The following is a 12612-nucleotide window of genomic DNA, read 5'->3' on the forward strand; positions in this document are numbered from 1 at the left end:
ATCGAAAAAAATGCCCCACACTGATGACAGGCTGCCGCCATACACTGCCCTGGCTCGGGCATAGCCATGCTCATTCCACGCTCCTTGCGCAAACTATCACTAGGCCATTATCGAGAGTTGTACATCGAATAGAAGATACAGATAAGGGTAAAAAAACCATTCAGCCAGTGCGTCAATACACAATGAATGGAACACTGCAAGCGTTCAACTTCAAATCTCTTCCAGGATATTACCGCAATAAACGGTAACCCCTTGAAGTATGTAGTCCACGTATTATTAATTTGTAGGATGCATCTGATTATCTACAAGTATCACGCTGAAAATGTGCAGCCGCAAAACACAAAAACCCGGGACTGTGCCCGGGTTCCTGTTGTCGTCAATGTCAGATCACGCAGGCTGCGCCATATCCAGCACCACCCGCCCCCCGCAAGGGCATTCATCCATATACCGATGTGCCTCGACCACCTGATCGAACGGATACACCTTGATGATCTGCGGCGTCAGCAGTTGGTCGGCGGTGAACTGGTTGATATCGCGCAAGGCACGCTGCAGCGCGACCTGGTCCTGGCTGATGCCCAATTCCGGTTTGCCGGTAAAGTTACCGATGCAGTGCACATAGAACTGAATGTTCTTCTGGAACGCCGCACAAGCCGGGAATGGCGTCTGGTTGCCACCTTGCAGGCCATACAACACCAGGCTGCCTCGGGGTGCCAGGACATCGCCGAGCAGCGACATCTGCGGCCCACCCATGCCATCGAGGACCATGTCCACGCCGCGACCGTCGGTGTACTTGCCGATCTGCAGCAGCAGGTCCTGCTCCTCGGTGACGATCACTTTGTCCGCCCCCAGCCCCAGCAAGTACTCGCGTTGCTCGGGCGCCTTGGTGGCGGCAAACACTTTCAGCCCCAGGGCCTTGCCCAGTTGCACGAACGCAGGCCCTGCGCAGTGGCTGGCATCGGTGACCAGCGCCGTTTGCCCGGCCTTGGCGCGGGCCAGGTCGACATAGGCAAAGTAGGCGATCAGCAGCGGCGTGTAGTGCACGCTGGCTTCGATAGGCGTGAGGATATCCGGATACCGGGTGATTGCCGTGCGTGGCAGCACGATCACGTCGCCGTATACCGGGTGATCATTGGCGCTGGTGGCCGGGAAGCTGGCGACCCGGTCGCCCACCGCAATGTCCTCGACCCCTTCGCCGACAGCCGTCACCACCCCGGCCATTTCATGACCGATCCCCGCCGGCAGGCGGGCCTGGGAGGGGGCCAGGTTCTGACGCCAGAGCACGTCATACCAGCTGACGCCGATTGCCTGGACGCGGATCTGCACCTCGTCGGCGGCGGGCGACGGTTCGGCCTGCTCCTCGCAACGGAGCACATCGGCAGCGCCGAACTTGTGGAATCGGATCATGCGGGACATCGCATACCTCGCCTTGTGAACCTCTAATACCACGGACTTTATCCGGGCTTTGGCCGTTAGACCATCAGTGGTCATTAATAGTCGACATGCTTGTCATCGATTGGGCACCTGACATTCCTATGAATTGGCACCCGGAAATCGGTGCAGGGTAACAGCCTTTGGCCTTAAGATTCACCCCTGCCCCACTTTAGGCGAAGCGCACCGATGAATCGAAACGACCTGCGTCGTGTAGACCTCAACCTGCTGATCGTGTTCGAAACGCTGATGCACGAGCGCAGCGTGACCCGTGCTGCCGAGAAGCTATTCCTCGGCCAGCCGGCCATCAGCGCGGCCCTGTCGCGCTTGCGCAACCTCTTCGACGACCCGTTGTTCGTGCGCACCGGCCGCAGCATGGAACCTTCGGCACGGGCACATGAGATCTTCGCCCTGCTCTCCCCGGCGCTGGACTCCATCTCCACCGCCGTCAGCCGCGCCGCCGAGTTCAACCCGGCCACCAGCAATGCGGTGTTCCGCATCGGCCTGTCGGACGACGCCGAATTCGCCCTGCTGCCGCAACTGCTCAAGCGTATCCGCGCCGAAGCGCCGGGTATCGTGTTGGTGGTGCGCCGGGTCAATTACCTGCTGATGCCTACCTTGCTGGCCTCGGGCGAAATCTCGGTGGGGGTCAGCTACACCAGTGAACTGCCCGCCAACGCCAAGCGCAAGGTGCTGCGCCGCAGCAAGCCGAAACTGCTGCGTGCCGACAGCGTGCCGGGCAGCATCACCCTGGATGACTTCTGCGCCCGGCCGCATGCGTTGGTGTCGTTCGCCGGCGACCTGTCCGGGTTCATCGATGAAGCGCTCGAAGAAATTGACCGCAAGCGCCACGTGGTGCTTGCGGTGCCGCAGTTCAACGGGCTGGGGAGTTTGCTGGCGGGGACCGATATCGTTGCCACGGTACCGGACTACACGGCGGATGCACTGACGGCTGCGGGGGGCTTGCGGGCGGAAGATCTGCCGATTGAAGTGCGCAGTTTCGAGCTGCACATGGCTTGGCGCGGGGCGCAGGATAACGACCCGGCGGAGCGATGGTTGCGGTCGCGGATACAGATGTTTTTTGGGGACCCTGACAGTCTTTAGGGGCTTCGCGCATGCTTGATTAGCTAATCATTTCTGCCTTTTTCTAGCCTCGAATAGCCATTTACTTCCAGTTAATTGCTAAATTTTGGGCATATTTGAGGGCACGCTTTGGATGGTTTGAAAGGATGCCCCCAACCGAAGATGCTCAGCTCTTTCAGTAATCTGTCGACCACGCTATTCCTCTTGGATGCCAAAGACGAGCGCCCCCGCATCCACCCCTGCCTCAAGTACGTGACGCAAAGCGCCCCTCTGGGTAAGGATGAGCAGCCATCCATAACGCGCTACTGAAGCCTGTTCCTCTGTCTACGTCGCTTGGGGGCTTGCCACCATAAGCAACAGACCGCAACTCGAAAACCATCTAGACGCGACCGGGTTTCCAGCACCGCCTAGTAATTGAAGTATGCCCTGACCACCCTTCAAGAATCACAGGCCAGCCACAGTGTAGTCGGTGTCAGTTTCGCTAGTGGACCGTCGCCGTTAGCCAGACACGGCTCTCCCATCAAGCGTGGTAAGCGCAAGTAACGCACATTGCAGCCAAGCCGACGGGTCTAGTTGGGCAAGTGCACAGTCGAACGAGGTTTCCCTAACTCCGGTCGGGCCGCTAATTATCAAATTCAGCCCATCGCGTAGACAATGCTTCCTGTTCAGTCGCAGGATCAAGGCCTTTGCCAGCACGCGAGCGCTGCGGTAGTCGATGTCTTCCAGGCAGCCGCTGTGGTGCAGGCGATCGGCTTCGAGACGGGTCACCAAACACCCTCTGGTCATTATTGTCCTGTAGAGGCTGCCCGGAAACTGACAAGCCTCTGGGCAATATCCTGACCATCACATTGTCGCGATGACAGTCTGCATTTATCGCGGTAACGGAGAAAAAGCACGCCAAGCAGTTGATGGCCACGTACTGCAAGCAACACACCAACCGCTACCCCAAAGAAATACGTGACATGCGCGATACCATCATTGAAAACATCATGAATGGAATGGATGTAGAGGCGCATTCTCTGTAGAAGCACAATTGCTGCTGTAAGCCAGAGGCCCGGGCACTCTCGGGCATCTATTGATGCCCTACCCGATTCAGCACAAACTCATCAACGGCGTCGCCTCTCGTGCCCTGTTCAACTGGGTCGCCCTTGCCTGCGCAGCCTCACGGCTCTTACCCCTTTTGCGTAACCACAGCAGGCTCCAACCTCCCTTTCTGCATTCAGTAGCGCACGATGCGGCACTCTCAGACCATGGTGGCATTCAAGTTTTTCTGCTTGACGTTGATAGCTCGTAAGGTGCGATACTGCCGCAAGTAGCAATATGCCACCAACTGACACAAGGACGTTTCTTTGCGCCTGCTCACAGTCTTTTTTCTCCTCCAGCCTGATCGAAAGCATCAGCCGCTGGATGCAGCCCCAAGCTCGCCTCGTAGTTTGCGTACCAGGTACGCCACCCCGATGATCTGATCAGTTGCATGGAGCTTGCGACTCAACTTGTCGCAACTTCATGCAAGGCTGTTTCCAGCGGACAGGGCGAACGCCCTCGCCTCCCGTATTTTTTCAACAGCACTCTCCATATCGCCATGAATGCCATCGGCTCAACAGGACCGTGAGAAACATGAAGCATGCAACAAGGTCAGTGGCCCGCTCGGGAAAAACGAGGCCCCGTCAGACAAGTAGCGCCCCCTTCGATGTTTTGGTACTGGCGACCATGAGTGCAGGCAAGACATCGTTCATCAATGCCCTGATCGGGCAAGAATTGCTGCACACCGCCAACGAAGCCACTACCGCTTGCATGACGCGTGTCGAACACCGCCAAGGCGCGCGGGCCTTCGACGGTGCTTGCTACTCGCATGATGATCAAGAGCTTGCGCGGCTTAAGGACACTTCAGCCGCGATGCTTCGTGACTGGAATGCCAACAGCGAAGTGAAGCGAATCTGCTTGAAAGGCAACTTCAAAATCGTACCCAGCCCTGCATCTGGCCTGGTATTGCATGACACCCCCGGCCCGAACAACAGCCAGGACCACAGGCATGCAGAGCTGATGCTCGAAGCGGTACGGACTGTTTCTTTCAAAGCCCTGTGCTATGTGCTTAATGCCAGCCAACTGGGCACGCAGGATGATCGCGCGCTGCTGGAGCAAATTCGTGATGAACTCGCGACCCGACCTGACCACACGATCTACTTCATCCTAAACAAAGTCGACCTGCTGGACCCTGAGACGGGTGAAACCATTGATGCCTATGTCGGCAAGGCTCACCGCTACCTCACAGCCATTGGCTTTGAACAACCGATCATCATCCCGACCATGGCCAACGTCGCGCTCTATGCCCGAAAGGCCCTCAAGGCCCAGGCCTTGACTCGCTCGCAGCGGTTGAGGCTTCACCAGGCGCTTGCCGACCTGCAGGAAAACAAGCGCTCGCTGCTTCACGCCACGGTGGTGCCAGACACCATCAAGAAAGGCGTATTCAAGGCACTCAGCAGCCTGGAACGGCAACGTCAGCTCAAAGCGCTCGACGCGCAAGCCTGCGAAAAAAACGATTTGCAGCAATTGGTGGCCATCAGCGGTTTGAAGACCGTAGAGGCCCTGATCAAACATCAACGTCAATCGATCAAGAATCCATGAACCGCATCCATATCACACACAACCCTTTCACCGTCGAAACGATTTTCTCGATCAACGACCAGGCCCCGGCAGACGGCTGCAAATTGTCGAGCTACAAGGAGTCGCGCCTGCAGTTGTGGGTCGAAAAATTGTTCGATGAATTGAGCGAACTGTTCAACGGCGACAATCGCTTCCATGTCGCTTTTACAGGTGTTGAGTCTGACTTCCTGGATATCCAGGAAGCCGCTAACGTGGCCATTGCCAATGGCATGCAGGTGGAACTGGAGTGGCACCAGACCGTACCTACCGAACAACGCCTGGAGCAGATCCGCGCCCTGATGGCCGAGGCGCGCGAGCACACTCAATTCGATCAGTTCATTGCTGACAACGAGCAGGTTCGCAAGTCCATCGAAGAAGCGTTCAACCGTGACTTCGATGTTTATGTCGTCGCGACCATGTCATCGGGCAAGTCGACATTGATCAACGCGATGCTGGGGCGCGACCTGCTCCCTGCGGCGAACGAAGCGACGACTGCGACAATTGCCCGGATCACGGACAATGATCGGATGACCGATCGATTCTCGGCCAAACGCTTCAACCGCAAAGGTGAAGAAGTGGGTGCGGCTGACAATGTCGACCTGGAATGCCTCAAAGAGTGGAACCAACTCGAGGACACCCAGCTGATCGATATCGAAGGCAACATCGTAGCGATTCGCGAGCGCGAGGACGTGCGCCTGGTCCTGACCGATACCCCCGGCCCTAACAATAGCCAGGATGAAGAGCATCAGCTCAAGACCATGAGTTTCATTCAGGATTCCCGGCGCAACCCGCTTATCCTGTATGTGCTGAATGCCAGCCAGCTGGGCACCAACGATGACAGCAATCTGCTCGGCCTGGTCGCCGAGACCATGCGCAAGGGTGGTAAGCAAAGCAAGGATCGCTTCATCTTCGTGATCAACAAAATGGACGTGTTTGATCCTGAGCAGGGAGAAGATATCCCTTCTGTACTCAAGCGTGTGAACCAGTACCTCACCAGTAATGGTATTCAGAACCCCCTGATTTATCCGATCTCTGCCAACCTCACGCGTTTGATCCGCAAACCGAGCGACCTGCACACGCGCAAGGAGCGCAACGAGCATAAGTCGATGGCAGACATGTTCAGCGAAGAACCAAGCATGAACATGATGCAGTACATGCCGATCACCTCTCGCGTGCATCGCTCGCTGCAGGAAAAACGCCACTCCCCGTTGCTGCTCAGCAGCGGGTTGCCGGCAGTCGAAGCGATGATCGACGAGTACATCGACAAGTACAACCTGCCGCACCGGCTCAAACGCGCCTATGAAGCCCTGGGTCACGCCATTCGAGTGGGTTTGAATGAAACTGACCTGATCGAACAACTGCAACAAGATGAAAGGACCCTGGCCCATCTGAACGAGGAGATCCAGGGCCTGCAGCAGCGGCAGGAAAAAGGCTTCGACACCGCAGCTTACAAAGACAAGCTGGAGCGCGAGGGCAAGGCGCTCCCGCGAGACACAGAGCTTGAACTGGCCAAGCTGGAAGCCGTTATTGGGCCCATCATCAAGCAGCTGGGCGCAAACTTCATGCAAAACGACGTTCGGGTAAGCATTGCCGAAGCGCGCGTGCAAGAAGCGGAAGAGCTGCTGCAGTTCAACCATCGGAAGCTGGTGAACCAGTACGAGTCGGTGTTCGTCTCCAGCCAAGAGCTTATCCGCCAAGACCTGCACACCGAGTATCAGCGTTACGTCACAGAAATCTTCCAAGGCACCGAGAGCTTGAACCTGCCAATTTTCGAGGGGCTTAAACAGGCGGCCTCGAACATCTCATTCAATCTGTCCGTATGCCAGGATGATATTCAAGTAAAACGCGTTGTAATTGGGACACGCGAGGTAAGCGACAGCTCTTGGTGGAACCCCTTCTCCTGGGGCTCGACCCGAACGGTACGGGATTACGGCAACGAAAATTACGTCGATCTCGAGAAGTTCTGGCAGGAGCGTTCCACTCGAATCCAGGCCGAATTCACACGCCTGGTCGAGAACGCTCGTAAGGAAATTGAGGTTGGCAAGGACCGTTTGATCGAACAATACGTTGCATTCATGACCCGCGAATTTGACCTCAAATTTGCCGAACTGCTGACGTCCTTGAGTTCCAAAACCACAGACCGAAACGCCCGCGAGGTTGCAGTTTCCGAAGCCAAGGCACTGCGTGCCTGGATCGATAACTTCAAAACCAAGCTCGACAGCACATTGGCTATTTAAGGAGCCCCAACATGACCACCGATATGCTTGCCGGAGCCAGGAAGAGTTATCTGCTGTCAATCAAGGACCCTAATGCCAGCACCGGCCTGCTCAATGACCTTCTGGATCGCGCCGAGAAACAAACTCCGGAGCTGCTGTTGCCCTTCGAGCCAGGGGTTGGGAAAAATGCCCTTGACCTCGACCCCGTGAGCTGGAGTGCAGACTACCTGACTCGTCAAATGTGGCTCACTCAGCAGAACTTCGCCCGGGAGCGCATTGAGCACTTGCTTGCCGTTCGCGAGCATCTGCGCAAAACCGGGGTGAAAGGTTTTGTGCCTACGCAAACGCCTTCAGAACCTCAAACCGAGAGTGACGTCAACGTGCAGTCAAACTATGAGCCCTCCTCCAACCTCAGGAAGTTCGTACAGGAAGGCGAGCTGCTCACCATCCGGACCGCCCTTCGCATGGAACTGGATGACAATCGCCTGACCTCTGCCGACCTCCGTGCTGCATTGACCTGGGCGGTCAAGCAGGTTCCAGCGCTTCTGGAAGCTTATTCTGAGAAGTCATTCGCTCGCGCGATGGAGTCGGACCAGAAGCTGTGGACGAGCGAGTACTATGAGCTGCAGGTTGTCTACCTCAAGACCAACTACGCCCAGGAACGCTTCCTGCACCTCATCGAAGTACGTGACCTGTTGCGCCATCAAGGCGTAGACGGCTTCGCGCCCGTGCAACCGAAACCACGTGCCAGTGCCAGTGCGAACGCTGGCCAAGCCGCACCCGCTTCGCACCGCCCTCAACCGCAGAATTCCCGGTCACAACAGTCGCACCAGGCTAACCAAGGCCACCAATCGCAACCCCGCGCCGCAGACAACGACCGCAAGCCAGTCTTCAAAGCCGCTTTGCTTGTCGGCGGCGCCCTGGCTGCGCTGGTGGTCTTCCTGGTTGCGCTGGTGAAATAACGCCATGGCAACCTCGACCCTGACCCCGCTGGCAATCCGCGAAATCCAGCAAAACGCCACGCTCACCCTGGCCGCTGGGCGTGCGCTGATCAATCGCAGCTACCTGAGCGAACTGGAGCAGTACCCGGTCATCGCTTCAAACCAGCGCATCAGCCTGAACCGCGCCAGCGACCTGCGGATATTCCGCGTCGAGCGCATCGTCCAGGACAACAAGCAGTCGGTGCTGGAAAGTACCACTGCCGCCTATACCGCACTGGGCGCCGCTGGCTATACGGTGTTCCTGTTCCTGCGCTCCAATGGCATCGAGACTGAGCTGTTCATTGGCACCCGTGGCGAACCCGGCAAGATGCTCGGCCACAACTCCGGCGAGTTGCTGCGGGAGACCTTCAAAGGCCACTTCCCGGGTAGTGCGCTGCAACCGCTGAGCGTCCAGGACGCCAATGCGCTGCTCGACAAGCTCGAAAACGAGAAAAGCAACCCATCTGCCAGCATTACCGCAGTCACGGGCGTACCTGCATTGTCGACTGAAAACCGCGACCACTTCATGCAGGGGCTGGAGCGCTTCATCGACGCAGCAGAGCGGCGCGAATACCAGGCACTGATCCTGGCGGAACCCGTTTCTTCGCAGAAACTGGATACCATCCGAATCGGCTACGAACAGGTGGCGACCCAACTTTCGCCGTTGGCAAAACAGCAGCTTTCCTATGGCGAGCAAGACAGCGACAGCATTGGCCTGAGTATCAGCCAAGGCCTGAGCACCTCCCTTGGCCACAGCCTTGGCCTTACCGAAACTCGCGGCACCAGCCATACGACCGGTACCTCCACCAGCGAGAGCAACGGCACCACTGAAAGCTTCAGTTCGCAAACCGAAGCCTCGAAGGCAGCCGCCATTGCCGGTAGCGCCATCGGCGCGCTTGCCGGATCGTTCCTGGGCCCGGTGGGCGCGGTGGTCGGTGCTCAGGTTGGGTCAGGCATCGCCGCTGCATTCAACGAAACACGCAGCACAGGTGCTAGCCATTCGGCTACCAGAGGCACCAGCGAAAGCAATGGCACGTCCTGGAGTGAGTCCTCTGCCCGTACACAGTCGACAACCCACACCAGCAGCACGACCGACAGCCAATCGGTCAACCGTACCAGCGGTAGCAACCGGCAGCTGTCGATCGAATCGGTGGACAAGACCATCGAGCAGCTGCTGGCCCGGATTGATCACCATCTGCAACGTATCGACGAAGCCAAGACCTACGGCGGCTGGAGTTCTGCCGCCTACTTCATCGGTGACAGCAGCGCCTCGTCCGAATCGCTGGCGAGTATCTTCCTGGGCCTGGTACGCGGCAGCAAATCCAGCCACGAAGACTTTGCGCTCACCACCTGGACGTCGATTAACAAGTCTGCGGTGCTGGAATGGCTCACGCGCCTTAGCCACCCCGAACTCAAACCTGCGTTCGCCAGCCGCGTGCCGGTGCCGTTCGTGACCCCTGCTACGCTGATTTCCGGCAAGGAAATGGCAATCCAGCTGAGCCTGCCACGGCGCTCCACTTCAACCGTGTCGGTCGTCGAAACCCAGGCATTCGGACGCAAGGTGCAGCGCCTGGACGGCCAGGCCACGCGGCGCCCAGGCGCCAGACAGCTTTCCTTGGGCAACATCCGTCACCTGTGGGAAAACCTGCCGCAGACCATCGAGCTGGACATGGACCAGCTGTCCAGCCACGTGTTCATCAGCGGTTCCACAGGAGCAGGCAAGAGCAACACGCTCTACGAAATGCTCGACCAGGTCAGCGCCGCTGGCGTGCCATTCCTTGTCATCGAACCCGCCAAGGGCGAATACAAACATGTGTTCGGCCATCGCAGCGACGTGACTGTGCTCGGCACCCACCCGGCGCACAGCGCCTTGTTGCGAATCAACCCGTTCCGCTTCCCGGCAGCGATCCACGTGCTCGAGCATGTCGACCGCCTGGTGGAGATCTTCAACGTCTGCTGGCCGATGTACGCTGCCATGCCCGCAGTGCTCAAGGACGCAATCCTGCAAGCCTACCTGCGCTGTGGCTGGGACCTGGAAAGCTCGAGCAACCGCTACAACGAGGAAATATTCCCCACCTTCGTCGACCTGCTGGAAACGCTACAGGAAGTAATCGAGGCGTCGGCCTATTCCCAAGAGCTCAAAGGCAACTACATCGGCTCACTGTCGACCCGCATTCGATCACTGACCAACGGCCTCAATGGCCAACTGTTCGTGGCCGACGAAATCGACAACGACGTCCTGTTCGACAGCAATGTGATCGTCGACCTCAGCCGCATCGGTTCTTCAGAAACCAAGGCGCTGATCATGGGTATCCTGGTGATGCGCCTGAGCGAGCACCGCATGGCCCACGGCGGCATGAACCAGCCCCTGCGCCACGTCACGGTGCTGGAAGAAGCCCACAACATCCTCAAACGCAGCCCGGAAGGCGGCGCCGAGGGTGCGGGGCTGATGGCCAAGTCTGTAGAAATGCTGACCAACGCCATTGCCGAGATGCGTACCTACGGTGAAGGTTTCATCATCGCAGACCAATCGCCCCATGCCGTGGACATTTCCGCGATTCGCAACACCAACACCAAGATCATCATGCGCCTGCCCGATGAAACCGATCGCCGCCTGATCGGTAAGTCCGTGGCACTGGATGACGAGCAGCTGGACGAGATTGCCAGGCTCCCCAAAGGTGTAGCTATCGTCTATCAGAATGACTGGCTCGAACCTGTAATGTGCCAGGTGCGCAAATTCAAAGGCGAGGAAGCGCCCTACCAATACCAGCCGCAAGCGACGGCGGGCATCGCCCGCAGTGACTTCAACGGCCAACTGCTGAAGCTGCTGCTCAGCCAGCGCGTGGTTACGCCTGCCCAGATTGACTGCGACTTGCTGCAGCAGGGCCTGTGCGCACTGCCATTGCCTGCTCGCACCCGCATCAACCTGTTGCAGATCGTCACACAGTACCGTGACCAGCAGGCGCCAGGCATCTGGCGAGCGGAAGCCTTCGAGCGCCTGGCGCGCTTGGTGGTGGATACGCTCAATTGCCGCCGCCAGGTCAATCAGGTCATCCAGGAGGCCAATGACTACACGCACCTGGACCAATTGCTCGACGGGCTGCTCGAACAGAGTGCGAACGGCCTTTCGGCCGAGCTAGCCCTCGCCGCTCAGCAATGCCTGATGAAAGACTACAGCCTGCAGCACGAAAGCCACCTCGACATTTACGCGATGTGGCACGCGCACCATGAAAAAGGAAGCGTCCGGTGAACTTCGAGAACTTTGCCATCGAGAAGGCTGACGGCCCCTCCCGCCTCGCCCTGCTCGCCAGGGAAACACCCGACAAATGCCTGCTCATCGCACAGCTGGATCGGCCGATCGTGCTGACCCAGGAAAACCGCCTTGAGCTGCCCGGTATGGGTGACGAAACCCGTGAACGGCTGGAGAAGCTCGGTTTCCCCAAGGAATTGCTGGACGTCATCAACAGCGAGGCCGAAGCGCGTATCTACGAAGAAGCCAACCTGGAGCCGGCCCAGGTCAACGGCAAGGATGCATTGATCCGCACCGACATCGATTACGATCAGAAAGATGCATTCGACCGCACCAACCTGGAGCGCATGAAGCTGGGCCTCGCCCCGCTCGATGCGCAGGGCAGGCCGATCGAGTTGCACCATATTGGGCAAAAGCAGGACTCTCCCCTGGCCGAGCTCACACGCGATGAGCACAGGGGCAATGGCAATGACAATGTGCTGCACAACAAACTGAAAGAGTCGGAAATCGCACGGGACGATTTCGACAAGGAACGCAAGGAATACTGGAAGGCGCGAGCCGAACAGATCGAGAGCCAACGGTAAGCGAGTGCCTACATGAAAACACTGGAAAAACTGGTCGCAGAACAACAGGCTGCTACCCGGCCTGCTACCAAGACAAACATCGATACGCTCGAGTCGAACCTGGGGTTCGAACTCGCCAACGAGTATCGGGAGTACCTGGAGCGCTTCGGCGTGATTGCCCATGACGCCTACGAAACCTATGGCCTTGGCGTGCCGGAAGACTACTTCCTGCACGCACTCAATGCCTACAAGGACCTGGCATCGGACCCCAGCTACCCAGCAACTGCGGTACCGCTGCTGGAGCTGGGAGACGGCCAATACTACCTGTACGACAACCGCAGTCAGCGGATCGTGCTGTGGGCTACCCCCAACGGTGGCGTCGTCCGTACCCTGGACGACAACCTGGAAGCATTCCTGATCAAGCATGTTTTCCAAGGCTGACGCCCCAC

At 58.0% G+C, this 12612-nt stretch carries 8 protein-coding genes and 1 pseudogene; 7 read left to right on the top strand and 2 right to left on the bottom strand.

Features of this window, described 5'->3' with window-relative positions:
• Window positions 1–387: 387 nt before the first annotated feature.
• Window positions 388–1413, bottom strand: a complete 1026-nt coding sequence (locus PC358_RS06720; protein ID WP_033698394.1) for a zinc-dependent alcohol dehydrogenase family protein — start codon at window positions 1411–1413, stop codon at window positions 388–390.
• A 204-nt stretch (window positions 1414–1617) separates the two neighbouring features.
• On the opposite strand from PC358_RS06720, the gene PC358_RS06725 reads away from it, so the two are divergent.
• A complete protein-coding gene (locus PC358_RS06725; RefSeq protein WP_033698396.1) occupies window positions 1618–2532 on the top strand; it encodes a LysR family transcriptional regulator in 915 nt (304 codons plus the stop codon).
• Window positions 2533–2984: 452 nt separating this feature from the next.
• Here PC358_RS06725 and PC358_RS06730 read toward each other — a convergent pair.
• Window positions 2985–3282, bottom strand: a pseudogene (locus PC358_RS06730) (ATP-binding protein); the annotation flags it as partial.
• An 846-nt stretch (window positions 3283–4128) separates the two neighbouring features.
• Between PC358_RS06730 and PC358_RS06735 the strand changes: the two are divergent.
• From PC358_RS06735 to PC358_RS06760, 6 genes are read left to right on the top strand one after another with little or no spacing between them, the layout of a single operon-like run.
• Entirely contained in the window at window positions 4129–5136 is a 1008-nt protein-coding gene (locus tag PC358_RS06735) for a dynamin family protein (RefSeq protein WP_077068445.1), read from the top strand.
• The gene (locus PC358_RS06740) at window positions 5133–7391 is read left to right on the top strand and encodes a dynamin family protein (RefSeq protein ID WP_033698398.1); all 2259 of its coding nucleotides are present in this window, start codon (window positions 5133–5135) and stop codon (window positions 7389–7391) included. Before PC358_RS06735 ends, PC358_RS06740 begins: the two co-directional genes overlap by 4 nt.
• Window positions 7392–7402: 11 nt before the next feature.
• On the top strand, window positions 7403–8332 hold the full coding sequence (locus PC358_RS06745; RefSeq protein WP_241381008.1) for a hypothetical protein: 930 nt from the start codon (window positions 7403–7405) through the stop codon (window positions 8330–8332).
• A gap of 4 nt (window positions 8333–8336) precedes the next feature.
• Complete coding sequence (locus PC358_RS06750) at window positions 8337–11600, top strand: ATP-binding protein (RefSeq protein ID WP_033698400.1); 3264 nt, start codon at window positions 8337–8339, stop codon at window positions 11598–11600.
• Entirely contained in the window at window positions 11597–12184 is a 588-nt protein-coding gene (locus PC358_RS06755; protein WP_033698402.1) for an HNH/ENDO VII family nuclease, read from the top strand. Before PC358_RS06750 ends, PC358_RS06755 begins: the two co-directional genes overlap by 4 nt.
• A gap of 12 nt (window positions 12185–12196) precedes the next feature.
• Window positions 12197–12604, top strand: coding sequence for an SMI1/KNR4 family protein (locus PC358_RS06760; protein ID WP_033698405.1), 408 nt, complete (start codon window positions 12197–12199; stop codon window positions 12602–12604).
• The last annotated feature ends 8 nt before the right edge of the window (window positions 12605–12612 follow it).

The organism is Pseudomonas capeferrum, assembly GCF_000731675.1.
In the GTDB taxonomy this organism is placed as follows: domain Bacteria; phylum Pseudomonadota; class Gammaproteobacteria; order Pseudomonadales; family Pseudomonadaceae; genus Aquipseudomonas; species Aquipseudomonas capeferrum.

Coding starts and splice junctions, on each gene's coding strand:
- PC358_RS06720 (WP_033698394.1), bottom strand. CDS start 1,413: ATGTCCCGCATGATCCGATTCCACAAGTTCGGCGCTGCCGATGTGCTC.
- PC358_RS06725 (WP_033698396.1), top strand. CDS start 1,618: ATGAATCGAAACGACCTGCGTCGTGTAGACCTCAACCTGCTGATCGTG.
- PC358_RS06735 (WP_077068445.1), top strand. CDS start 4,129: ATGAAGCATGCAACAAGGTCAGTGGCCCGCTCGGGAAAAACGAGGCCC.
- PC358_RS06740 (WP_033698398.1), top strand. CDS start 5,133: ATGAACCGCATCCATATCACACACAACCCTTTCACCGTCGAAACGATT.
- PC358_RS06745 (WP_241381008.1), top strand. CDS start 7,403: ATGACCACCGATATGCTTGCCGGAGCCAGGAAGAGTTATCTGCTGTCA.
- PC358_RS06750 (WP_033698400.1), top strand. CDS start 8,337: ATGGCAACCTCGACCCTGACCCCGCTGGCAATCCGCGAAATCCAGCAA.
- PC358_RS06760 (WP_033698405.1), top strand. CDS start 12,197: ATGAAAACACTGGAAAAACTGGTCGCAGAACAACAGGCTGCTACCCGG.